Annotated in this window: 15 protein-coding genes; 10 read left to right on the top strand and 5 right to left on the bottom strand. The window is 70.9% G+C overall.

Annotation, left to right across the window (positions count from 1 at the left end):
• Positions 1-142: 142 nt before the first annotated feature.
• The 3 genes from FB157_RS16420 to FB157_RS16410 are packed head-to-tail and all read left to right on the top strand — an operon-like array spanning position 143 to position 4907.
• Complete coding sequence (locus FB157_RS16420; RefSeq protein WP_145880303.1) at positions 143-1516, top strand: acetyl-CoA carboxylase biotin carboxylase subunit family protein; 1374 nt, start codon at positions 143-145, stop codon at positions 1514-1516.
• Positions 1513-3525, top strand: coding sequence for a PEP/pyruvate-binding domain-containing protein (locus FB157_RS16415; RefSeq protein WP_145880301.1), 2013 nt, complete (start codon positions 1513-1515; stop codon positions 3523-3525). The genes FB157_RS16420 and FB157_RS16415 overlap by 4 nt, the downstream gene beginning before the upstream one ends.
• 8 nt (positions 3526-3533) lie before the next feature.
• A complete protein-coding gene (locus FB157_RS16410; RefSeq protein WP_145880299.1) occupies positions 3534-4907 on the top strand; it encodes an MFS transporter in 1374 nt (457 codons plus the stop codon).
• 112 nt (positions 4908-5019) lie between these two features.
• On the opposite strand, the gene FB157_RS16405 is transcribed toward FB157_RS16410, so the two are convergent.
• Entirely contained in the window at positions 5020-6663 is a 1644-nt protein-coding gene (locus FB157_RS16405) for a M4 family metallopeptidase (protein ID WP_261386335.1), read from the bottom strand.
• Between the two features lie 461 nt (positions 6664-7124).
• Between FB157_RS16405 and FB157_RS16400 the strand changes: the two genes are divergently transcribed.
• From FB157_RS16400 to FB157_RS16370, 7 genes are all read left to right on the top strand, one after another.
• On the top strand, positions 7125-7379 hold the full coding sequence (locus FB157_RS16400) for a hypothetical protein (protein ID WP_145880295.1): 255 nt from the start codon (positions 7125-7127) through the stop codon (positions 7377-7379).
• Between the two features lie 171 nt (positions 7380-7550).
• Positions 7551-8795: a hypothetical protein gene (locus FB157_RS16395; RefSeq protein ID WP_145880293.1), complete on the top strand. Its 1245-nt coding sequence runs from the start codon at positions 7551-7553 to the stop codon at positions 8793-8795.
• Complete coding sequence (locus tag FB157_RS16390; protein ID WP_145880291.1) at positions 8785-12549, top strand: CHAT domain-containing protein; 3765 nt, start codon at positions 8785-8787, stop codon at positions 12547-12549. Before FB157_RS16395 ends, FB157_RS16390 begins: the two co-directional genes overlap by 11 nt.
• Before the next feature lie 16 nt (positions 12550-12565).
• Positions 12566-12856, top strand: coding sequence for a CATRA system-associated protein (locus tag FB157_RS16385; protein ID WP_145880289.1), 291 nt, complete (start codon positions 12566-12568; stop codon positions 12854-12856).
• Positions 12843-14327 carry a CATRA conflict system CASPASE/TPR repeat-associated protein gene (locus FB157_RS16380; protein ID WP_145880287.1) on the top strand — a complete coding sequence of 495 codons (1485 nt, stop codon included), beginning with the start codon at positions 12843-12845 and terminating at the stop codon, positions 14325-14327. The genes FB157_RS16385 and FB157_RS16380 overlap by 14 nt, the downstream gene beginning before the upstream one ends.
• A gap of 143 nt (positions 14328-14470) precedes the next feature.
• Positions 14471-17473 (top strand): CHAT domain-containing protein, encoded by a 3003-nt coding sequence (locus FB157_RS16375; protein ID WP_145880285.1) that lies wholly within the window; start codon positions 14471-14473, stop codon positions 17471-17473.
• Between the two features lie 245 nt (positions 17474-17718).
• Complete coding sequence (locus FB157_RS16370; protein WP_145880283.1) at positions 17719-19098, top strand: MFS transporter; 1380 nt, start codon at positions 17719-17721, stop codon at positions 19096-19098.
• A gap of 46 nt (positions 19099-19144) precedes the next feature.
• Here FB157_RS16370 and FB157_RS16365 read toward each other — a convergent pair whose 3' ends face one another.
• The 4 genes from FB157_RS16365 to lnt all read right to left on the bottom strand — a co-directional run bounded on the left by FB157_RS16365 (position 19145) and on the right by lnt (position 24183).
• A complete protein-coding gene (locus FB157_RS16365; RefSeq protein WP_186581536.1) occupies positions 19145-21097 on the bottom strand; it encodes a GAF domain-containing protein in 1953 nt (650 codons plus the stop codon).
• A gap of 76 nt (positions 21098-21173) precedes the next feature.
• Positions 21174-21974 carry a 3-hydroxybutyrate dehydrogenase gene (locus FB157_RS16360; protein WP_145880281.1) on the bottom strand — a complete coding sequence of 267 codons (801 nt, stop codon included), beginning with the start codon at positions 21972-21974 and terminating at the stop codon, positions 21174-21176.
• 54 nt (positions 21975-22028) lie between these two features.
• Positions 22029-22508, bottom strand: a complete 480-nt coding sequence (locus FB157_RS16355; RefSeq protein WP_145880279.1) for an NUDIX domain-containing protein — start codon at positions 22506-22508, stop codon at positions 22029-22031.
• Between the two features lie 67 nt (positions 22509-22575).
• On the bottom strand, positions 22576-24183 hold the full coding sequence (lnt, locus tag FB157_RS16350) for an apolipoprotein N-acyltransferase (RefSeq protein ID WP_145880277.1): 1608 nt from the start codon (positions 24181-24183) through the stop codon (positions 22576-22578).
• Positions 24184-24454 lie beyond the last annotated feature (271 nt).

Raw genomic sequence — 24454 nt, 5'->3', positions numbered from 1 at the left:
GGACCGGCGGCAGCAGTAAGGCATTTGCCTGAGTGCTTCGGGAATCGCGGCGCCTCGGACGCGGGCAGGTGCTGGTTCGCTTGAAGGAGACGGCGTGGGCGGCCCGGTGGCCGCCCGACGACACCGAAGGAGTTGGACTTCCGTGAACAAGGTGCTGTACGTGCATGCCAAGGGCGGCCCGCCGGTGGGCCATGCCCTGACGCGGGTGGCCGCGAGGTCCGTGGTGCACCTACTGGCGCTCAGCGAACTGCCCGCCCCCGTGGCCGCTGACGCTGCGAGGCTGTGCGCGTCGGTCGTCACACCCCTTGACGCCCGCGCCGGCGACCTGGTCGAGCTCATCACCGCCCGAGCCCGCGAGGTGGGGGCGGACGCCGTGCTCACCTTCTCGGAGTACGCGGTGGTCGCGGTCGCCGAGGCGTCCCGGCAGCTCGGGCTGAGGGGTGCCGGTCCCGCCGCCGCCCTCGCACGCGACAAACGCCTGATGCGCGCCGCGTGGGAGCGCCGCGGCATACCGCAGCCGCGGTTCCGCGCCGTCGCCGGCGCGGCCGAACTGGAGCGCGCGACCAATGAATTGTCATGTCCACTTCTTTTGAAGGCGGCCTGGAGCGCCGGCTCGACCGCGCACCAGATCATCGAGCGGCCCTCGGACGCGCCGGCCGCCTGGCAGCGGTCGCGCGCGGTGATGGCCGAGTCCGCACTCCTCGGATTCGCGGAACTGCACGTCCCCGGCGCCTCGGAGGACTTCATCGTCGAGGAGATCGTCAGTGGATGTGCCGAGGAGTGGTTCGACGGCCCCGGCTGGGGTGACTACGTCAGCGTCGAGGGTGTGGTCGTCGACGGGGAATTCCGTCCCGTCTGCCTGAGCGGGCGGATGCCGACGGTGGCGCCCTTCACCGAGCGCGCCGGTATCACCCCGGCCGCCGTCGGAATCGAGGCCCAGCACACCATCGTGGACCTCGCCCGGCACGCCGTGGATGCCCTGGGGCTGGAGAACTGCGGCACCCACACGGAGATCAAGCTGGGCAGGGAAGGCCGTATGTGGGTCATCGAGACGGCCGCGCGGTTCGGCGGGGCGATGACGGTGCCGCAGATCGAGGAGGTCTTCGGCCTGGATCTGGTCGGCATGTTCACCGACCAGTTGCTCGGCGGCTCACCCGTCTGGCCCGCACGGGCGTTGACACCCGAGGATGCCACGGGCGCGGCCGGATCGCTGGTGGTCCTCGCCGTGCAGGGCGACGGCACGCCTTGGCCCCGCCGCCATCGATGGGACGCCTCGGCGGTCGTCCGTTCCGCGCCGGTCAGCGCCGGCAGCACGCTGTCCGTCGTCCGTGAGAGCTCCCTGCCGGACGGGGCCCCCGTGCCGGTCTACGAGCCTGCCGCCGGAGCCAACACCATGGCGGGCCTGTGCCTGTTGTCGGCGGACCGGCCGCAGTCCGTCGTCAGTGACTTCACCGCCCTGGTCGACGCGCTGCCGCGCATCCTGCCCACGGACGCCACCGAAGGGGCCCGGCCATGACCCACGCACCGCACACGGCCGACATCCCCGACACGGCGGGCGATCGTACCGTCGTCGGCGTCAACCTCTCGCTGCCGTTGTTCCGCACGCTGTCCGGCGTGCTCGCCGGACACCCGTACCTGAAGGTCGTGGTGGACAGGTGCGAGGACACCTGGCACCTGCTCGACACCCGGGTGCACCCCTTCCACGTCGACTACATCGCCACGCGCATCCTCGGCATGAGGACGGACGAACTCGACGCGGCCCTGGACGCGTTCAACGAATCCGTGTACATGGCACCTGACCGCCGCTTCCTGCTCGGGGTGCTGTCCCTGCACAGCGACGAGGACGCCGATGGTTCCGAGCGGCCCTTCCTGGTCCTGGAGACGACCGAGGCGGACACCATGCACGCCGCGCTGCTGGAGGAGTTCCACCACTACGTTCGCGCAAGGGTGGACGGACGGCTTCCCCTGCTGCTGAAACCGGCGAACCACGGGCAGGAGCACGAACTCGCCTCGGTCAGTGAGGCACGCGTACCTCGCATCCTCAGCCAGGAGCTGTTCGGCAACCGGACCCGGACCTGCCTCAACCCGGGCGTGGCCGAAGGCCGACTGCGCTGCTTCCGCGATCTGGCGGAGTACCGCAGCGCCGCCCCACAGCTCGGCTGGGCGGACATCGTCGCGATGGCCTGCCTGCCCGATGACGTGCCCCGGGTGGCGGGATTCGTCAACACGGAGCCCACGACGCCGCTTTCGCACACCAACGTCCTGGCGTCGGGCTGGGGCATCCCGAACGCCATCGTCCGCGACCTGGACGCTCTCGTGCGGCGCGACGGACTGGACGGCGCATGGGTCCGCTACCGGGTGTCCGAGGACGCCATCACCCTGGAGCGGCTGTCCGACGCCCCGGCCCTGGAGAGGCCGGTCTGGCACCAGCAGCGCATCCGCATCGACGCACCCCTGCTGGACGAGGCGCCGATCATGGCTCTGCACCGGCTGCGGCGCGCCGACCGCGACAGCTACGGCACCAAGGCCGCCAACCTCGGCGAACTGCACCATGTCCTGGACAGCCGCACGGCCGACCTGACCGCGTTCTACGCACGCCCGCGCCCGCCGCGGCCCGATCTGCTCACCCACCTGGCCCTGCGGCTCGGCGAGCCGGCAGCGCCCGTGGAACGGCTGCAGGCCGCGGCGGCCGAACGCGTGGCGGCCACCGTCCGGGCACCCGAGGGGGTGGCGCTCCCGTTCCGCCTGCACCATCTCTTCCTGACCTCCTCGGCCGCTCTGCAGCAGGGCATCGGCAAGCTGAAGATGGCGCTCGAACTCGAAGCGCTCGACGTGATCGACTCCCTCTGTCTGGACCTGCAGCGCCTGATGCACAGCACGCCGATCCCCGACGAGGTGGCTCGGGCCGTCACCGGCGCGGTGCCGGGTCTGCTGGCCGACGGACGTCGTCTCGTGGTGCGCTCGTCCTCCAACGCCGAGGACCTGCCCGGTTTCTCGGCGGCCGGGATCTACGACTCGGTGACCACCGTGCGCGGTGCGGAGCAGTTGCTGGACGCGGTGCGGCAGGTGTGGGCGTCGTTGCTGTCGCCACGGAGCGTACGTCTGCGGCACGAGGCCGGCATCGTGCTGGACGACACCTACATGGGAGTGATCATCCAGCAGTACGTGCCCGCCGGTCTCGGGGGTGTGCTGGTGACCTGCAATCCGACCCGGCGCGAGGACTTCCGCAACGTGTACGTCAACTGCACGGCCGGTTCGCCGGAGCGGGTGGTCGACGGCAAGGTCCTGCCCCACCAGTACCTGTACAACACGGTCGAGGGCGGCGGGCGCACCGTGGACGTCGGCTCGTCGGGTGCGGACCTCCCGTCGGGCACCCGCACGTCACTGGGCGAACTGGCCCTGGTGGGGCGTCTGCTGCAGTCCCACTTCAGCGCCGGAGACCCCGACGACGCGCTGGACATCGAGTGGCTCATGACTGCCGAGGGGGCGTTCCATCTGGTCCAGGTCCGCCCGTACGCCCGGTGAGGCGCTCCATGACTTCTGTGTGGCGCCGCTCCGCGGATCCGGCCATGACCCCGGCCGCCCGCCGCATCGTCCGCCTCAACAACGGGTTCCAGCTGTTGTTCAACCTGTTGTGGTGGATGCCCGTGTTCTACGCCTACCAGCGTGCCGCGGGTCTGTCGGACGGCCAGATCTTCGGCATCCAGAGCATCTACTACGTCGCCTTCTGCCTGTTCGAGATACCCACGGGAGTCGTCGCCGACCGCGTCGGTGCCCGCAACTGCCTGCGCGCGGGCGCGGTGGTCATGACGGCGGCGAACATGGTGCCCGTGCTGGCGCCCTCGTACACGGGCTTCCTCGTGCACTTCCTGGCGATCGCCGCCGGGCGCTCCCTGACCTCGGGCGCGGCGAGCGCCTGCCTGTACGACGGCTTGCGCGCCGAAGGAGCGGACGCCCACTACCTCAGGGCGGAGGGAACGGCGCGTGCCCTCGGGCTCGCCGCCAAGGTCGTCTGCTGGCCGCTCGTCGGACCGCTGATGTCCGTGGCCCACCAGTCGCCGTACCTGCTCAGCGCGGCGAGCGCGGCGGGCTCGCTCGGCTGCGCCCTCGCCCTGCCCCGGATCGCCGCCGGCGACACGGGGGCGAGCACCCGTGGGCGACGGAGGGGAGCTCTGCTGCGGGACACGGGCGCCGCCCTGCGCACCGTTTCGTCGTCACCGTGGCTGGCCCTGCTCATGGTGCAGGGCGTGGCAGTCTTCACGCTGTCAAGGATCTGTCAGGTCAATCTGTTCCAGCCGGTGTTGCTCGAGCACAGCATCGCAGAGGGCAGCCACGGCAGTGTCCTCGCGGCGATGACGGTCGCCGAGGCGGTGACCTCCGCCCGGCCCCAGTGGCTGAGCCGGCGGCTGTCGCCCGCGGCCTGGGTGTCCCTGCTGAGCGTCGCGCTCGCCGCCGCACTCGCCGGCACCACTGTCGGCGGCCCCTGGGCCGTGGTCGGGCTGCTGTGTGCGTTCGCCGCGATCACCGGGTTCGGCTATCCGGTGCAGCGCAAGCTCATCAACGACGCCATCCCGAAGGGGGCCCCGCGTGCCACGCTGCTGTCGGTGGAGAGCATCGTGGACCGCGGCGTGTGTGCGGTGGCGGCAGTGGCAGCGGGCGCGTATCTGGCGGCGGGCCGGCTCGACGCGCTTCTGTGGCAGTCCGCCGCGGTCACCTGCGTGCTGATACCGGCGCTGCATCTGGCTCTGCGTCGCGTGAGTCCGGCGCCGGCCGCGCGTGGGACGCGTGGAGAACACGGTGCCGACGCGGTCTCCGCCAAGGCATTCGCACAGCCGGTGGAGGAGCCCGTCGCACTGCCCGTCGACGAGGGCGCGGCCCCGCACCCTGATCCGGCGCGAGGCGGCTGACCACGCCTGGGAGCACACACCCCGGGCAGGCCACTCGGTGCGGTACCGGCAATGACGTCGAGGGCCAGGGGCGGCACCCGGGAGCCCGGCTGCCGCCCCTGGCCCTTGGGGATCAGCTCACGTTGACTGCGGACCAGGCGGCCTCGACCGTCTTGTACTCGGTGCTCGAGGCACCGTACAGGTCGGATGCCGCCTTGAGGGTGCCGGCGCGGGCGCCCTTGTAGTCGGTCGTCGAGGTGAAGTACGAGGTCAGCGCCTTGTACCAGATCTGCAGCGCCTTTTCCCGGCCGATGCCGGTGACCTTGGAGCCGTCCTGGGTGGGCGAGTCGTAGCTCACGCCGTTGATCGTCTTCGCGCCGCTGCCCTCGGACAGCAGGTAGAAGAAGTGGTTGGCGACGCCGGACGAGTAGTGCACGTCCAGGCCGCCCACGCTGGAGGACCAGTAGTCGGCGGAGCCGCCGTCCTTGCTGGGCTTGTCCATGTAGCGCAGCGGCTTGCCGTCGCCGTTGATGTTGATCTTCTCGCCGATGAGGTAGTCACCCGGGTCGGACGAGTTGTCGGCGTAGAACTCCACGCCGGTGCCCATGATGTCGCTGGTCGCCTCGTTCAGACCGCCGGACTCACCGGTGTACTCCAGCCCGGCGGTGTTGGACGTGACACCGTGGCTCATCTCGTGCCCGGCCACGTCGAGCGCGGTCAGCGGGTCCTTGTCGCCCTCGCCGTCGCCGTAGGTCATGCAGAAGCAGCTGTCGTCCCAGAACGCGTTCACGTACGACTTGCCGTAGTGCACGCGGGAGTACGCACCCACGCCGTCGTTCTTGATGCCGCTGCGGCCGAAGGCCTTCTTGTAGAAGTCCCAGGTCTCCTGCGCCCCATAGGCGGCGTCCGCGGCGGCGGTCGCCGCGTTCGACGCCGTTCCGTCGCCCCAGGTGTCGCTGGACTGGGAGAACAGCGTGCCGGTGCCAGAGGATCCGTGATCGAGGTTGTAGGTCTTGTGACCGCCGCGCGAGGCGTCGGTGAGGGTGTAGGACGAGCCCGACTGCGTCGTCGACAGGTCCACCTTGCCGCTGTAGTGGGTGTTGCCGACGCCGGTCTCTATGCCCTGGTACTGGAAGAGCTTCTTGCCGGTGGCGGCGTCGGTGACGACGTGCAACCGGTTCGGGGTTCCGTCGTCCTGCAGGCCGCCGACGACCGTCTCGTAGGCGAGGACGGGCCTGCCGCTCACCGCCCAGATGACCTTGCGCAGAGCCTGGTCCGCGGCAGTCTTCGCGGACCCCGCCGCCTTGGCCAGGCCCAGGGCCTGCTTCTCGGCCTTGGCGGGGGCGATCCGCGGTGTGAGCGAGGCAGGCTTCAGCTTCGCCTTCGTGGCGGTGGAGATGCCCTCGGTCCTGCCGGACCTGGCGGTGTGGACGACCAGGTCGCCGCCGAGCACCGGCAGGCCCGCATACGTGCGCTCGTAGCGGGTGTGGACGGTGCCGTCCACATCCTTCACGACGTCCTTGACGACCAGCTTCTCCTTGGCGCCGAGACCTATGTGCTGCGCGGTCCGGTCCGCGTCGGCCTGCGCCTGCCGGATCAGCCCCGTACGGGCGTCCGCCGACAGCGTGACGGGGGCTGCGGCGAGGCGGGCGGGACCGGCGGTGGGCCGGGCGGTGGCCGTGGTGGTGAGCGCGGTGCTCAGAAGTGCCGTGGTGGCGGCGACGGCTGTGGCCGCGGCCAAGGCGGTACGCCGGTGGCGTGTGTCACGGGAGGTCACACAAGCTCCTTTTGTGGGGGGAAACGTCAGGTCGGTATGGGGCCGACCGGGACGGTTGTGGATGTTGTCGTGCTCGTGCGGCGGTTGGAGAGAGGCTGCCATGGATGACATGAACATGCCATCACCATCCAGATGACGGTGACGGCAAAGCGCCAATCCCCGAACGAGGTCCGAGGGGGGCTCAGGGCATGCCGACCGCGGCCCTCGCGGACACTGCATCCGCGGGCCGGCGCGTTCTCCGACTTCGAGCTGTTCGAGTACTCCGGCGGACCATCGGCGCCGGAGGCCAGAGGGCGGTGCGGCAGGCTCAGTCAGGGCCTGCGGCGGCACCTGTTCCGCTCAGGGTCAGGGCAGTGGCAGGCAGGCCGAAATCGGCGGGGTGCATGAAGTCTCCATAGGGCGTGGGGGGTTGGAGATACACACACGAGGCAACCTCAGTCCCGACAGGATCCGCTACGCGCGTGGACCAGATACGACAACTCCCCCACCCCGCCTTCACGGGCAGCGCACAGAGACAGGCCCGGACCGTCCCCCTTGCCATGGACCTGGGCTTCGCCCAGCGCACCACCACGATCCTCACCGGACACGGGCCGAAGTCCGCCGGCAAGCCCGTGACCGGAGGGGAAACCGTCCCGGCCCACACAGCCGGTGCGGGCCACCACGAAGCCCTCCTCGACACACCGCGAATCGGTGATGTGGCAGTCCTGATCACATGAGACGACCCAAGCCGATCTCAGGATGCGTGCAGAGAACGCCTCCTTGTCGGGGCGACGGTATGTCAGTAAAGTTGCGAGAAAGGGGGTTTCTCACTCGACCGGGTGAGAGACGGGGGGCGCACCATTCACGGATTCCTGCCTGACCGAACCACGCTGACGATCGGATCGTCGGTGGTCCACGTACCGGTCGCGGATACGGTCCGCCTGGAGGATTTCCTGTCCGCGGTGCGCCGAGCGCGGGACGAAGGCGGCATCGTCCTCGCACCCGGGTGTCCCGAGCTGCCGGAATGGCCGAGCACCGCGAGAGGCTCCGGCGACCGACTGCTGACCCTCGTGGAATCCGTCGGCGACTGTGGTGCCGTACCCCTTGCCGGCCTCACCGACCACGAGATCCGTCCGTGGACCTGGTTACCCGACAGTGAATTCCCCTGCCTGCTGGGGTGCCCCGACGTACTCGGCCGTCTCCTGACAGAACACTGGTCGGCTGCCGCTGCGGACAGGTCGATGGTCCGCTCTCGGCCGGTGCGCGGGGATTTCCTCGAGTTCGCCGCCCTGTGGACGGAGGAGGGCGACACGGAGGCGGAGCCTCCGCAGGCGGTCCATGCCCGTCTGTCACAGCCTCAGGAGGAAGACGGCAGGCGTGCCTTCCACATCGGCCGGATTCTGGCGCACCTCCACCGCCAAGGCGTACTGCATGGCGCCGTGCGTCCGGACAGCTTCCGCATCGACACACAGCGAGGCGTCGCTGTGTCAGCCGATCACGACATGCGTCGGCTCACTCATACACCCACCGTCGGCCAGTGCTCCTCGGACATCGCCTCACTACTGCCTTCGCTCACGCCTCCGGACTGGCGGGCGTTCCGTCTCGGCTACCGCAGCACGTGGCCCGACGGCGCCCGGGTGACCGACTGCCTGGAGTACGGGGACACCACGGGCTGGATGCACTCGATGAACCGCCGGGACTGGCCCCGCTCACACCCGCTCCTGAAGCGGGCACTCGCCGCGTGCCCGCAGGACAACACCCCCCTGCGCTTGTGCCTGCTCACCAATCTGGGGCAGGCCCTCAGCGAGCTGGGCCACCACGACCAGGCGGTCCCCGAGGCCGAAGCCGCTGTGGCCCTCGGCGAGCAAGTCGCCCCGGAGATGCTGCCCGTGCTCGAAATCCTCCTTGCGTTCGCCCTGCTGCGCGCCGAACGCAAGGAGGACGCCGCGCGGACACTGGCCGGGCTGATCGCCGGACCGCACACCCCCGCCATGCGCAACCTCGCCGTACGCGCCCTCGACGCCGTCTACGCCACCGACCCCGGCTCGACGGCCATCCCGCCCGATCCCCTGCCGTTCCTCGCTCGGCGCGGCACCCGCCTGACTGTCATCCAGCCGTCCGCACCAACCCCGGAGCCGCCCCTTGTTGGATGAAGTGATGCTCCGCCTGGTCCGTAGGTTGTCCGCCTGGAAGGAACACGGCGACCGCGCAACCATCCTCGATCCGGCGACCCTCGACGACATTCGTGCAGCGCACCGGGCCGGCAACGCCCTCCCCGGGGACGACCTGGACCGCGTTCGGGTGGTGCATGTGATCGCCACCGTCCACTGGGAACGGTTCAAGGCGTCGGACCAGGACGAGCGGCTCACCGCGGAAGCCCTGGAAGCCACGCAGCTCTTCCAAGACCTCTACAGGCTGGACCCGCGTTTCGCGCCCCCGGAACTGCACCAGTTGTTCTCCAGGGAGGTCGATCCGGAGGAGTCCGCGCGTATGGAAGCGGAAGCGGCCGCCTCCGCCCTGACCACCATGGTCGACGCGCTGCGACGAGGTGTGGTGACAGTCGAGGACCACGAAGCGTTGCTGGCCAAGCTCGACGGCCTCAGCCGGGACTTCATGCCTCCCGGGCACCCCTGCCACTCACTCGCCCTCGCCTACCTGGCGCGGGAACTCAGAACCGGTTACGAACGGTTCGGCCGCGAAGCGGACCTGGCCCAGGCCCTGGAGGCGGGGCGTGAGGCGCTTCGGCACGCCGGCCCGGAACACTCTCACCGTCCCATCTGCGTATCCGTCCAAGCCAACTCCCTGACCACACAGTCCCTGCGCACGGGTGAACACCAGTGGGCGGACGAGGCGGCCGATCTGCTGCGAGCCACCCTGGACCTTCTCGATCTCGCTCACCCCACCAGGCCGTCACTGCTCAACAGCCTCGGTTCCGCCCTCATGGCGGTCCCTGACCAGCACCTCGACCGTGACCGTCACGATGAAGCCGTCACGGCGTTCCGTGCCGCCCTCGCCCACCATGACGACAACGGTCACGTCAGGACGGCCGCCGCGGCAAACCTGAGCAGGGCGCTGGCACGACGCCATGCCCGGTACGGCACCGTGACCGACCTCGACGAGGCGATCGGTCTCCTCCAGGATGTCTTGCTACGCCCGGTCGAGGCGGAGAACGAGCCGGCTCAACTAACCGACGAGTACATGCGGTTGGTGATGCCCGACCTGGCCGAAGCAGCGCGGGCCCCGCACACCGACCAGGCAGGTTCGAGCGTTCTCCACCTGGCCCTGAGCCGCCACCTCCGTACCCGCTTCGAGCAGAACGGCGGCCGCCAGGACCTGATCGAAGCCGTCGAACACGCACGGAAGGCGGCGTCCGACGACAGCGCGGCGAGCCCCGCTGCCCTTGTCCACCTCACCTCCGTCCTGATCGCGTACCACGACGACCAGGGCGGGGAGGACATCCTCACGGAACTGACCGAAACGGCCCAGCGCGCTTTCGATTCGATCCCCCGAGGCCATGAGGACCACTGCCGCGCCGTCTGTCACCTCGGAATGGTGATGCGCACCCGCTTCCACCGCCTGGGCGGGCGGCCCGACCTGGACGAGGCCGTGCGGCTCGGCCGAGAAGCCGTGGGTCTCGCGACCGGCGACGTCGACCGGACCATGTGTCTGCTCAACCTCAGCACCTCACTACGGAGCAGAGCGATCGAGACGGGCTCGTCGAGCGACATCGACGAGGCTGTACGCACTGCGGAGGTGGCCGAGCGCTGCCTGTCCACCGACCACCCCGACCGCGCGATGCTCCTGCGGACCGAAGGCGACCTCCTGCGCATACGTCACTGGATGACGCAGGACCCCGCTGACCTGGACCATGCGATCACTCTGCTCGGCGAGGCGCTCACCACGACCCCCATGGGCAGTACCACCTGGCCGACCGTTGCCACGGCATTGGCGAAGGTGCTGCGCAAACGGCACGAGCTGACGAGAGACGACGCGGACCTGCGCTTCGCGATCACCTTGTCCGAACGCGTCCTGGAGCACCCTGGAGCAGGCTCGGCCGGCACCGCGGACAGTGCCGTCACCCTGGCCAACGCACTGCTCGTCAGGAGCAGAAGCACAGAGGGGGAGGGCGCGACGGGAGACCTCGACCGATGTGTCGAGCTGCTGCGCTCCGCCGTGGCGCTGACCCCCCGCCAGGACGATCGTGCCGTGCTCCTGATGACCCTGGGACACGCGCTGTCGGATCGGCACACCCGTACACAACGGCCCGAGGACGCAGCCGCGGCGGCCGATGCGTACCGCCAGGTCGCGCAGTCGGACACATCGGCCTCCTATTACCGGCTCTCCGCCGCCGGGAGCTGGGCATCGTGCTGCTGGACCGCACTGGGCGACAGCACGGCAGCTCTGCGCGCCTATGAACTCGCCATCGACCTCCTGCCCGAGGCAGCCTGGCGTGGCGTCGAAGAGGACAGCCGTGAACGGGCCCTGGGCTCACAGAACGGCCTGCTCGGTACGGCCGCGGCCTGCGCCGTCGCCAACGGGGACGCGGAGCTGGCCCTGGAACTGGTCGAGCAGGGCCGGACCGTGATCTGGTCCCAGCGACTGGAGCTGCGATCGGACCTCACCGCCTTGCGTGCCGCTGCCCCCGAGGCAGCCGACCGCCTCACCGCGGCGCGCACCGGGCTGCGCAGCCTGGAAGTCCGTTCCGCGGACGGTGGCGAGGGCTCCGCGGCCCGCGAACAGCGCATGGCGCTGGCCCGGGAGTGGGAGGCCGGCCTCGCTCAGGCCCGCCGCGTACCCGGCTTCGAGTCCTTCCTGCGTACGCCCCCCGCCGGGCACCTTGTGCGTGCCGCCGCCGCGGGCCCGGTCGTCGTGGTGGGCAGCGTCCACCCACGCTGCGACGCCCTCGTCGTCCGCCCGGACGGAGTCACACCCGTCCCCCTCGACGTCACCGTGGAAGAAGTCGCGGCAAACGTCGCGGCATTCCTCATCGCCGCGCACGGCCCGGGGGACGACCAGGACCTCGCCGACATCCTGCGCCGGGAGGAGGAGCTGTCGGGCGTGCTGGGCTGGCTGTGGGACGCCTTCGCCGGCCCGGTCCTCGCCGAACTCGGTTACACCGAAGCCGGATCGGACACGCTGCCCCGCCTGTGGTGGTGCCCCGTCGGCCTGATGTCCCTGCTGCCCCTGCACGCGGCGGGCCACCACGGCGCCCAGAACCGCGAAACCGTACTGGACCGCGCCGTTTCCTCCTACACCCCGACTCTGAGCACCCTCATCCGTTCCCGCGAGCGGCCCATCACGGCGGACGACCGCGACGACCCCTTCCTGATCGTCAGGCCCGACACTCCCGGCATGGCCCACCTGCCCTCCACCACCCTCGAACGGGACCTCGTGTCCCACCTGCTCGGCCCTGGGCGCTGCTCCGTGCTCGACGGCCCCGCGGCCCGGGTGGAGAACGTGCTGGCCGCCCTCCGCTCGCACCGCTGGTTCCATCTCAACGGGCACGGCACCCAGCACCTCGGCCGTCCTTCCGCCGGAGCCGTACACCTCAGCGACGGCGAGCTGCGGATCACCGACCTGTCCCAGGCCGAACGGCACGATGGCGAATTCGCATTCCTGTCCGCCTGCGACACGATGACCGGCGGAGTCGCCGTCCCCGACGAGGTGATGACGCTGGCGTCCGCGGTGCAGTTCGCCGGCTTCCGTCACGTCATCGGCACCCTGTGGCCGACCGCGGACACAGTGGCCGCGCAACTGAGCGCCCTGCTGTACCCGCAGCTGATCGAGGACGGCCGCATCCGCTCCGACGGCTCGGCCCGAGCCCTGCACGCGTCCGTCGTGCAACTGAGGGACGCCGCACCCGATCTGCCCAATACCTGGGCCTCCTTCGTCCATACAGGGCCCTGAAGCAAGGAGAACGCGCATGGACATGCTGGACGCCGTCCGGCACTGGCGACTCACCCCGTCCGGCTGGGCCCGCGTGCAGGAAGCCCTGCAGGAGCTCGAGGCCGCCCTGCAGGCAGAGGACGAGCGCCGGGTGCACCGGGCCACGGCCCTGGTCGGGTTGTGCGGCCCGACGCGAGTGGGCAGCTCACTGAGCCCTGGACTCGACGAACCCGAGGCGCCACCGCCGTCCACTCTTGAGATCATCAACCGGATCGTGCGGCGCATCGCCCCTGACGAGGAGACCGTTCCCGCCGATGACGGCCGTTGACAAACCCGCCCTGCTGGTCCACGCCCTCCTTCCCACGGAAGAGGTGAACGGGCCGGCCAGGGCCGCCTTCGACGCACTCTGGGACGCGGCGGGTGAGCTGGGCATCACAGAGCCGGTCACCGGCCTCCCGCACGAGCCGAGAGCGCCGGTCCGGCTCACCGAGGCATTTCATGTCCTGCGCGCACTGGGAAGCGGCACGCACGACGGCATCGAGCAGGCGATCGCCGTCCAGACACATGACACCGTCCTCTTCACGCTGATGCTCGCGCCGAACCGGTCCGACACCACCTGGACCGGTCTGGAGCAGGCATGGCGAGCGACCGCCGCGGACATCACCGTCCCGGGCGTCATCGGCAGCGCCACTCTTTACCTGGGCCTCACGTCCCGCACCGGCGCGGCCGACGCCCGTAGTGTCCAAGCCCTGCTGCCCGCCCCGGCGGACGGTCCCTGGCATGGAGCCCCCACCGCCTTCTCCGACGGACAGACGGTGTGGGAGTTGCCTGGCAGCCTCACCCACCGACGATTGCTCGTCCTCGCTCCACCAGAGGCCGAAGCGGCCCTCGACCGCTGGTTGTGGACGAGCCACGCCCCGCGTCTGGTCCCCTTCACCCGCTACCTCAGCCACGCCGCACGGCTCCGGCAAGCCGCCGCCACGGTCACCCGCGATCTGCACCGGCTCCGCGACCTCACCGACCGAGCCGACAGGGCCTGCGACGACCTCGGCAGGATGCTCATGGCGCAGAACCTGCCCAGCGCCGAGCTCGTCCGTGCGTCCGCCGTGCTCCACACCCTGCAGGCGGACGGCAGCGGGCTCATCGCTTCACTCACCGCCCTGCGCACGATGCATCGGACGGTCCGCGTCACACAGGAGAACATGACCGGGCTGCTGTCTCCGGTGGGCGACGCACCGCTGCTGGAGACCGACCGGCAACTGGGCCGCTGGCTCGACGGACAGCTCGAGAGCGAGACAACGTATCTCACCGCGGCCGGCGAACGAGCCTCTCAGACCGCAGCGGCCGCGCGCACCGCCGTGGACGACCGCCGGAACCGGCAGCATGAGTACCTGACGCTCCTGCAGACCTCCTTGCTCGGCGCGCTGGTCACCGCCCTCACAGCCGTCCAGAGCCTGCAGTACGAGGTCGCTGTCAGAGGCCCGTTGAAGGCGCCGCTGATCGCCCTGCTGACCGCGCTTTCCCTGTGGTTGCCGACCGCCGTCCTGCACTGGCCGCGCGTTCACCGCGAGGGCCGTCGTCTTCGCCCGGCCGACTACGCTTTCGCCGCAAGCGTGTGGGCCTGCCTCGGCTGGCTGGCGGTATCCGCCGCCGGCACCTCGCAAGGGGCCGCCCCCGTGCTGCCGCTGTGGTCCTGCCTGGCCGCCGTATGCAGTGCGGTCGCAGGCACGGCCGCGCTCGCGGCCTGGTCCCGCTCGCGCACCGTCGCGATTCATGGCCGGCACCACGAAGGCTCGTAGGCGGCACCACGAATCGGCGCACCTGAGGTGCCCGACCACGAGCCAGGTGCACACCGGGCGCCGACGCACCCGAGTGCCTGAGGCCAACCGTTACAGGACCAACGACACTTCCGCACCGATTCAGGGACTGCTCGGGGAGCATCATGAACATCCAGGATCTCGCGTTCTCCATGGAGAGGCGGCTCGACGAGTACTACAGGCACAGCGATCCTGAGGTGCTGCGCGGGGAGCAGGCAGAGGAACTGGCCGACAGGCTCTTCTACTCCTTCGACTGGTTCGCACCCTTCGCCGGGGTGGAGACAGCCCGCGCATTCAACGTGGCCGTGCTGCTTGCGGAGTTCCACTACCGGCGCTGTCGGCACGACGACTCGCAGGACGATATGCAGCGAGCCATGTACCTTTATCCACTGCTGATTCGGACCGCCCCGCACCTGGTGCCCGAGGTCGTGCTCAGCCACTACCGCGACAACGGCCACCCGATCGCCGAAACCCCGTCGGAGCGTGAGCTCCTGGGGCGTGCCGGCGAAGCCGGCAGGTTGCTCAAGAAAGCCGAGGCAACCGGCGATCGACAACCGCTTGACGACGCAGTCGAGTGGTGCCTCTTCGCGGCGCGCGCGAACCCGCGGCAGGACGCGGTGTCGGCGGAGGCACTTGTCACGCTCGGAGCCGTCTTCACCCGCAGGTACGAGTACACGGGCAACGAGGAGGATCTGGAACGGGCCCTCCACGTGATCGCGAAAGCGGTACCGGCGATCCCCGAGGACGATCCGGTCCGGCTGAAGGCGCAACTGAACTTCGGGCACGCCGCGATCCGGAAGTTCCAACGCAACGGCGATCTCCAACTGCTCGGCCAAGCGGTGAAGATCCTCCGCCAGGCGGCGTACGGAGCGCCCGCCGACTCGGCGGACCGCGCTGCCGCCCTGACCAACCTGTGTGCGGCGCTGATCACATGGCACCAGCGCACGGCCCAGACCGACGCGGCACAGGAGGCGGTCGAGGTGCAGGCCGAGGCCGTGCGCATCACTCCGGAAGAGCATCCTGACCTGCCGAGCCGACTGGTGAACCTGGCGGCCGTCATCACCGGCCAAGCCGGTCGAGATGTGTTCGGGGACGACCGCTACGACGCGGCGGTCGCCGTGCTGGACAAGGCCCTGGCCCTCGTCCCCGGCAACCATCCCGACCGCCCGGGATGCCAGAACCTCCTGGCCAGTGTGCTGCTCACACGCTTCGCACAGGGCCAGGACCCGCGTGACCTGACCACCGCCGTCGAGGCAAGCAGCTCAGCCCTCAAAGCCGGCACGGTCCCCGACTACCTGCGACCGGGACTACTGAGAGGTGCCGCCGAAGCGCTGAGCGCCTACGCCAAGCATTTCGAGAAGCCTGCTGCCCTCGTCAAGGCCGTGGCGCTGCTCCGCGAGGCTGACCAACTGCTCCCAGACGGCCATCCCGATCGCACCGGCATCCTGACCAGCCTGGGAATCGCACTGCGAGACCTGTCCGCAGGCAAAGAGGACAGCGCCGGACGCGCCCGGGCCGTTGCGACACTGCGCGCGGCCGCTGCCGTTCCCACCGCGCCAGTCGGCGACCGCGCGCTGGCCGCTTCCCTCGCGGGCGCCACCGCCGCCGACGACCTGGACTTCACCACGGCGACCGACTCCTACGCCGTCGCCTTGGAGCAACTGGAGCTGGCCGTCTGGCGCGGCCTGGAGCGTCCGGACCGAGAGAACCTGATCGCGAAGTTCCCGAGCCTGGTGACCGACGCGGCAGCCTGCGCGGTGCGCGCCGGGCAGAAGGAACGCGCCGTGGAACTGCTCGAGCAGGGCCGCGGCATCCTGCTCTCCCAGGCCATGGAGACCCGCACCGACACCCGGGAACTGCGCGCCCAGGCACCGCACCTCGCCGACCGGCTCGCGCAGGTCCTCGAAGAGCTGGAGCGGCTGTCCGACGGGCCGTCGGACTTCACCGTCCGGGAAACCGACGAGCGGCGGCACGCGCACAGCCGACGCGCGGACCTCGCAGGACAACGGGACGAACTGCTCGCCGAGATCCGTGCCCTGCCAGGGCAGGACCGGTTCCTGCGGGCACCGTCCTTCGCCATGCTCCGGGCGAGCGCCGCGCGCGGACCGGTAGTGCTTCTCGTCGCCAGTGCGTACGCGGCTCTCCTGCTGACCGAGGCCGACGTGAAGGTGGTGTCCCTCGACGTAGAGGTCCGGCACCTTGCCGAGCGGACGGTCGACTTCCTGGACGTCCTCGGCAACGAACCCTCGCCGCTCAAGGTGTACGACACGTTCCTGGACAGCCTGACCTGGCTGTGGAAGACGGTCACCAAGCCGGTGCTCGATGCACTGGGCAGCGGCGAACCGGTCCCTCCAGGCGGCCCATGGCCACGCCTGTGGTGGTGCCCCACCGGCCTCTTCACCCTCCTGCCGATCCACGCCGCAGGAAACTACGACCTTCCCGACGGCCAACCGGACACGGTCCTGGACCGGGTGATCTCCTCCTACACCCCGACCCTGCGCGTCCTGCTCCTCACCCGTGAGCGCCCCGCGCCCCCGGCCCCGCACGGCGGAGGCGGCCTCATCGTCTCCCTGCCCACGACACCGGACCTGCCGGACCTCCCCGCCGCGGTCGACGAGGCCCGTGACTTGCACCGGCGCCACCCGGACGCCCAACTCCTCACCGGCCCCGCCGCGACCGGTCCAGCCGTCACGACGGCACTCACAAACTGCACCTGGGCGCACTTCGCCTGTCACGGTCGGCAGGACATCGGCCGGCCCTCGCTCGGCGCGCTCATGCTGCACGACGGCCCACTGGCACTGTGGGACATCGCGGACCTTCGGCTGCCCCACGCCGGACTGGCATTCCTGTCCGCCTGCGAGACCTCGCGCGGCGGTGTCGTCCTGGCGGACGAAGCGATCAGTTTCGCAGCTGCGGTCCAACTCGCCGGCTTCCAGCACGTCATCGGCACGCTCTGGCCCATCGACGACGCCCAGGCACCGGTCGTCGCCGACCGGGTGTACGAGGGCCTGTCGCGCCAGAACCCCCTCGACCCGGCGGCCGCCCTGCACCGTGCAGTCCGCGCGATGCGGGCGCAACATCCCCTGGCAGTGTTCAACTGGGGGGCCTACGTCCACATCGGCCCGTGACGGAACGAGCGCTCGAGGAGGACGGTCGCGGGGTACCTCACCAGGGTGTGCTCACGCCGTCGTGGCACGGCACTCGTTTCGACCGCCTTGGAGCACCTGAACCGCCCTTCCGTGACCTGGCATGGTGGCCACACGCATAACCAACCCCTGAACTATGTTGCCCCACCACATGTGCCCCTGACCTGCCTCTTCCTACGGTGTGCCGACACGTACCCGTCCCCACCGCACACGAGGAAGTGGCGCACATGGCCTCCGCAGCAGCACCCGCTCCCCCACCCCCCGCCAGCCTCCCCCGTATCGTCGCCGCCAGCCTCATCGGCACCACCATCGAGTGGTACGACTTCTTCCTGTACGGCTCCGCCGCCGCGCTGGTGTTCAACAAGCTGTTCTTCCCGGACTCCGATCCGCTGGTCGGGACGCTGCTGTCGTTCCTGACGTACGCCGTCGGGTTCGCGGCCCGCCCGCTGGGGGCGCTCGTGTTCGGGCACTACGGTGACCGGCTGGGGCGCAAGAAGCTGCTGGTGCTGAGCCTGCTGCTGATGGGAGGGGCGACCTTCGCGATCGGGCTGCTGCCGACGCACGCGTCCGTCGGTTCCGCCGCGCCGGTGCTGCTGACCGTGCTGCGTCTGGTGCAGGGGTTCGCGCTCGGTGGTGAGTGGGGTGGCGCCGTGCTGCTGGTGTCCGAGCACGGGGACGCACGGCGGCGCGGATTCTGGGCCGCGTGGCCGCAGACGGGGGCGCCCGCCGGGCAGTTGCTGGCGACCGGTGTGCTGTCGCTGCTCACCGCCGTGCTCTCGGACGACGCCTTCGGCGCCTGGGGCTGGCGGATCCCGTTCCTGCTCTCCGGTGTCCTGGTGATCGTCGGTTTGTGGATACGTCTCTCCGTCGATGAATCGCCTGTCTTCAAGGAGGCGTTGGAGCGGGCCGAGTCGCGGCGGACCGGTGCGGCGGAGAAACCGCCGATCGTCTCCGTGCTGCGGCACCACTGGCGGGACGTGCTCGTCGCGATGGGCGCCCGCATGGCGGAGAACATCAGCTACTACGTCATCACCGCCTTCATCCTCGTGTACGCCACCACGTCCGCCGGCGTCTCGAAGCAGACCGCGCTCAACGCCGTCCTCATCGGCTCCGCCGTGCACTTCGCGGTGATCCCGGCCTGGGGCGCGCTCTCCGACCGGGTCGGACGGCGGCCCGTGTACCTGCTGGGCGCGGCCGGCGTGGGTCTGTGGATGTTCCCGTTCTTCTCGCTCGTCGACACCGGCACCTTCGGGTACCTGGTGCTCGCCGTGACGGTCGGGCTGGTGCTGCACGGCGCCATGTACGCACCCCAAGCCGCGTTCTTCGCCGAGATGTTCGCCACCCGGATGCGGTATTCCGGTGCCTCCATCGGTGCCCAGTTCGCCTCGGTGGCGGCCGGCGCGCCCGCCCCGCTCATCGCCACCGCGCTGCTCGCCGACTACGACAGCTCCACCCCGATCGCCCTGTACGTGATCGCGGCCGCCGTGCTGACGCTGATCGCGGTGGGTGTGGCCCGGGAGACCCGGCACCGGGATCTCGCCCAGGTGGAGGCCGGGGACGGCGATCAGACCGCCGTGAGCGCGGCGGCCGACGCCCGGACGGTCTGACCGGCGCGACGGCTCGAACCACTGACCGGCCCCCGCGTGGGGCCGGTCAGTGGCGTCCAGGTGACGCCAACCGGTGCAGGCGCAGGGCCAGTTGGATCTCCAGGGCGCGGGCGGGGCTCTGCCAGTCCTCGCCCAGGAGGCGGCCCACCCGCTCCAGCCGCTGGGCGACCGTGTTCACGTGCACGTGGAGGGTGTCCTTGGTGCGGGCCGGGCTCAGTCCGCAGGCGAAGTACGCGTCCAGGGTGCGCAGCAGCTCCGTGCCGCGGCGCTCGTCGTAGGCCACCACCGGGCCGATGGTGCGGTCGACGAAGCCGCCGATGTCCCGTTCGCCCGCGAGGAGCAGCCCGAGGAAGCCGAAGTCCTCGGCCGCCGCGCCGTCTCCGTCACGGCCGAGGAGATGCAGCGCGTCCAGGCAGCGGCGGCCCTCGGCGTAGGCGGCGGCCACGGTGTCGGGGTGGGCGGCGAGGTCGGTGACGGGGGCGGAGGCGCCGACCGTGACGGGCTGGTGGACGGCCGTGCCGAGGTGGCGGGCGGTGCGGCGGGCCACGTCCGTGGCGGTGTCGCCGACGGCGAGCGGGAGCAGCAGGACCGTGCCGCCGTCGCGGGCCGCGGCCAGGCCCTGCCGGGTGGCGGCGAGGTGGGAGGCGGCGGACCACAGACGGCGGCGGGCGGCGGCCTCCTCGTCGGCGTCGGCCGCCGGGCCGTCGAGGCGGGTCGCGAGGACGACATGGGTGGCGTCCAGGTCCGCGTGCAGCCGTGCGGCGCGTTCGCGCAGCAGGCGCGGATCCCGGTCGCGGGCGTCCAGGAGGTCGTCCAGCAGTTCGCCCCGCACACGCTGTTCGGCCTCGGAGGCGGAGCGGCGGGCCAGCAGGAGCAGCGACGTGACCATCGCCGCGCGCTCCAGGGTGCGCTGGTCGACCGGGTCGAGGCCGGGGTGGCCGCGCAGTACCAGCGCGCCGAGGAGTTCACCGCCCGCGGTCACCGCGGCGATCCAGTCGCCGCCGTGCCGCACGGCGTGCCCCTCGGCACGGGACGCCTCCAGGGGCTCGGCCGGTGCCGTACCGGCCTCACTGAACTCGACTGTTCCGTCGAGGACTTGGGAGACGGCCGCGGCCACGTCTTGCACCCCGCCGCCGCGCAGCACGAGTTCGGCGAGCCGGTCGTGCACGTCGGAAGCGCGCTCGATGACGGCGCTGCGGTCCCGGATGATCTCGTTGGCGTGCTCCAGTCCGGCCAGGGCCGCGCGGGTCTCGGTGAGCAGGTTGGCGGTGTCGATGGCGGCCGCGGCGAGCGCGGCGAAGGAGCCGAGCAGGGCGATCTGCTCGCGTTCGAAGACGCGGGCCCGCCGGTCGGCGGCGAAGAGGACGCCGATGACGTGCGGACCGAGCATCAGCGGCACGCCGAGGATGGCGACCAGGCCCTCGTCGCGGACTCCGGCGTCGATGGTGAGGGTGTGCTGGAAGCGGCCGTCCTGGAAGTAGTCGTCGGTGACGTACGGTCGCGCGGTCTGGGCGACGAGTCCGCCGAGCCCCTCGCCCATGCCGAGGCGCAGCTGCTGGAAGCGGGCGGAGACCGAGCCCTCGGTCACGCGCATGTAGGTGTCGCCGCGTCCCGGGTCGTTGAGGCTGAGGTAGGCGATGTCCGTGCCGAGCAGGGAGCGGGCGCGCTGCACGATCGCCTGGAGGACGGCGTCCAGGTCCCTGAGGCCTGCCAGGTCGTGGGCGGTCTCGAAGAGCGCCGACAGTTCCGCCTCGCGCCGCCGTCGCCCTTCCAGTTCCGAACGCACCCGCAGGGCGAGCAGCTTGGCGTGCTCCAGGGCGGCGATCCGGTCGGGCGGCGCTCCCTCCGCACGGGCGAGCAGCGCCGGCTGTTCGTACGCCTCCACCGAGGCGTCGCGGGCCAGCAGCTCCAGGTACGGGGCCTCCGCGCTGCTCTCGGGCACCCCGGAGGCGCCCGCGGTGGTGGGGCGCTCGGCCGGCCGGACGTGATCGCGAGACATGGTCACAGGATTCCGCATCGTGCGCCCGGCCCGTCGGGCCTGTGGAAAACTCTCCGCCCCGACGCCGCCGGCCCGCTCAGTGGGCCGTCCATCCGCCGTCCAGCACCAGCGAGGTACCGGTGACGAAGGACGCGTGCGGACTGCACAGGTAGGCCACGGCCTCGGCGACCTCCTCCGGTTCGATGAGCCGCTGGACGGCGCTGTCCTTGAGCAGGATGTCGGACAGGACGCGCTCCTCGGGGATGCCGTGTGCCTGGGCCTGGTCGGCGATCTGCTTCTCGACCAGTGGGGTGCGCACATAGGCCGGGTTCACACAGTTCGAGGTCACACCGTGGGGGGCGCCCTCCAGGGCGGCCGTCTTGGAGAGGCCTTCGAGTCCGTGTTTGGCGGCCACATAGGCAGCCTTGAAGGCCGAGGCGCGCAGCCCGTGGACGGAGGACACGTTGACGATCCGGCCCCAGCCCTGCGCGTACATGTGCGGGAGGGCGCCACGGATGAGCCGGAACGGCGCCTCCAGCATCACGGTGAGCACCGTGTGGAAGACGTCGGGCGGGAACTGCTCGATGGGGCGCACCAGCTGCAGCCCGGCGTTGTTGACCAGGACGTCGGTGCCGGCGGCCGCGTGTTCGGCGGCATCCAGGTCGGTGAGGTCCAGGACGTGCGGCTCGACGGTGCCCGCCAGGTCCCGGGCCCGGTCGGCGAGTGCGTCCAGGCCGGTCGCGTCCCGGTCGACGGCTCTCACCTTGGCCCCGGCGGCCGCCAGCCGCAGCGCGCAGGCCCCGCCGATGCCACCGGCGGCGCCGGTGACGAGGGCGGTGCGGCCGCCGAGGTCGAGCGAGGGGGCGTGGGGGCCGGGCAGGGCGCTGGGCTGGGTCATGTGCCGACCCTAAGCAGCACCCCACCTCGACCACATGTGGTCACACCCCATACTTCATTCAAAACTCGTAGGGTCAAACCATGTGGGTTCGTCCGACAGGGCCTGCTTGATCCGGACCAGCTGGTGCTCGTCCATCGGCGGCAGCGCATCCACCTCGAACCAGCCGACGTCCAGCGACTCGTCGTCGTTGACCCGAGCCTCGCCGCCGACGGCCCGGCAGCGGAACGTGATGTCCATGAACTGACAGATGTCGCCGTTGTTGTAGGTGATCCGCTCGCCGGACTTCACCATGACGATCCGTTCGGCCACGCACCGTACGGCTGACTCCTCGTACACCTCGCGCACCGCGGCGGCGGCCGGCTGCTCACCGGGCTCGGGGATGCCGGAGAGCAGCGCCCACTTGTGGTTGTCCGCGCGCTGCCCCAGCAGGATCCTGCCCTGGTCGTCGAAGACGACGGCGCTGACTCCGGGGAGCCACAGCAGTTGGTGGCCCGCGGAGGCCCTGATCGTGGAGATGAAGTCAGGAATAGCCATGGAACCGACCCTAACGGGCCGGTTCCGTCCAGCAGGTGGGTTCCCCCGGCGAACGACGGGCGTACGGCTACGCGTCACCCGGGCGCCGGGCACGTATCCCGGACCCGATCGCCCAGCCGAGACCGCCCGCGGCGACCAGCACCAGGGCGATCTCCGGCAGGATGCCCAGCTTGGTCGCGGGCGTCTGCGACATGCGCAGCGGGACCTTCTGGACGAGGTAGGCGGGGACGAACATGCCGGTCTTCTGGGTGATCTTCCCGTCCGGCATGATGATCGCGCTGACGCCGCTGGTGACCGGCACGGTCACGGTCCGGCTGTGCTCGACGGCACGGATCCGGGACATGGCGAGCTGCTGGTAGGTCATCTCGCTGCGGTCGAAGGTGGCGTTGTTGCTGGGCACGGAGATCATCTCCGCGCCGTGCGTGACGGTGTCCCGCACGGCCCAGTCGAATGCGGCCTCGTAGCAGGTGGCGAGGCCGACCTTGGCGCCGTCGATGTCGAACACACCCGGCTTGCTGCCCCGGCTGAAGTCCTGACGGACCATGCTGGTCCAGTTCTGGTTGATCGCACCGACGAGCCCGCGCAGTGGGAGGTACTCGCCGAACGGCTGCACCTGCCGCTTGTCGTAGGTCTGGGTCGGCCCCTTGGCCGGGTCCCACAGGATCTGCTCGTTGAGCAGCCTGCCGCCCCTCTCGACGACCCCGCCGACCGATACGGGCACCCCGACGGCCCTGGCGGCACCGTCGATGACGGCGGCCGCGTCGGAGTTCGTGAAGGGGTCGATGTCGGAGGAGTTCTCCGGCCACAGCACGTAGTCGGGCTTGGCGACCTTGCCCGCCTTGATGTCGGCGGCGAGCTTGAGGGTCTCGCGCGCGTGGTAGTCCAGGACCGCCCGCCGCTGCGCGCTGAACTCCAGCCCGGCCCGGGGCACGTTGCCCTGGATGACCGCGACGGTCGCGGTGCCGGCCTCGGCCTTGTCGCTCACCAGCGGCCGCGCGGCGACCGCTCCCGCCACCGGGACGGCGACGCTCAGCAGCGCGACGGCCGCGGCCCCGCGCCGCAGGGTCCGGGTGCGGCGCCGCTCGGCGATCAGGCGCCCCGCCTCGTGCAGACCGAAGCCGCACAGGACCACCGCGAAGCCGAGCACCGGGGTGCCGCCCACCGCGGCGAGCGGCAGGAAGACGCCGTCGGCCTGGCCGAAGGCGATCTTGCCCCAGGGGAAGCCGCGGAAGGGCACGCGCGCGCGTGCCGCCTCGCCCGCGATCCACACGGCGGCCGCCCACACCGGCCAGGCAGGCAGCTTGGCCAGCGCGGCGACACCGACGCCGACGAGGCCGACGAAGACGGCCTCGATGGCGACCAGCGCGAGCCAGGGGCCGGGGCCGACCTCCACGCCGGTCCACACCAGCAGCGGCAGGAGGAAGCCGAGTCCGAACAGGTAGCCGAGGCCGAACGCCGCCTTCCAGGTGCGGCCGCGCAGTACCCAGGCGAAGCCGGCGAAGGCGGGCAGGGCCAGCCACCACAGCGGGCGCGGCGGGAAGCTGACGTAGAGCAGCACTCCGCAGAGGGCGGAGGCGACGGCCGGGACCAGGCGCAGCAGTCGGCGGCCGCGCGCGCTCGGCGCGGGGGACGGCTGGAGGCCGGAGTGGTCCACGGAAGTTGCGGTGACGGTCACCCGGGGAGTGTACGGCGGTTGGCGTTGCCGCCGACAGCACGGGCTGCTGCGGGCGCTGCCCCCACCTGCACGGTGCCGGAATCACGTCGTTCCTGCGCTGCTCGTGCCCAAAACGGTCATCAGCCGTTACGGTGTGCCCGAGCCTCAGTGGTGCGGCCGGTCCCGGTGCGTGCGGCCGGGGCCTGCCACAGGTCGGGGGACCGGGGTGCGAGGGGCGACGGGTGGGGTCGACGGGGACGAGGTCCGCGACCGGTGCGGACGCTTACAGAGG

This window comes from Streptomyces sp. BK340 (assembly GCF_007827595.1).
Taxonomy (GTDB): domain Bacteria; phylum Actinomycetota; class Actinomycetes; order Streptomycetales; family Streptomycetaceae; genus Streptomyces.
The sequence above is the reverse complement of the archived record's forward strand: the minus strand, read 5'-3'. Positions and strand labels throughout refer to the sequence as shown.

Excerpts from the sequence above, each read along its gene's own strand:
- FB157_RS16415 (WP_145880301.1), top strand. The coding sequence starts at position 1,513 with ATGACCCACGCACCGCACACGGCCGACATCCCCGACACGGCGGGCGAT.
- FB157_RS16410 (WP_145880299.1), top strand. The coding sequence starts at position 3,534 with ATGACTTCTGTGTGGCGCCGCTCCGCGGATCCGGCCATGACCCCGGCC.
- FB157_RS16385 (WP_145880289.1), top strand. The coding sequence starts at position 12,566 with ATGGACATGCTGGACGCCGTCCGGCACTGGCGACTCACCCCGTCCGGC.
- FB157_RS16380 (WP_145880287.1), top strand. The coding sequence starts at position 12,843 with ATGACGGCCGTTGACAAACCCGCCCTGCTGGTCCACGCCCTCCTTCCC.
- FB157_RS16375 (WP_145880285.1), top strand. The coding sequence starts at position 14,471 with ATGAACATCCAGGATCTCGCGTTCTCCATGGAGAGGCGGCTCGACGAG.
- FB157_RS16370 (WP_145880283.1), top strand. The coding sequence starts at position 17,719 with ATGGCCTCCGCAGCAGCACCCGCTCCCCCACCCCCCGCCAGCCTCCCC.
- FB157_RS16365 (WP_186581536.1), bottom strand. The coding sequence starts at position 21,097 with ATGTCTCGCGATCACGTCCGGCCGGCCGAGCGCCCCACCACCGCGGGC.
- FB157_RS16360 (WP_145880281.1), bottom strand. The coding sequence starts at position 21,974 with ATGACCCAGCCCAGCGCCCTGCCCGGCCCCCACGCCCCCTCGCTCGAC.
- FB157_RS16355 (WP_145880279.1), bottom strand. The coding sequence starts at position 22,508 with ATGGCTATTCCTGACTTCATCTCCACGATCAGGGCCTCCGCGGGCCAC.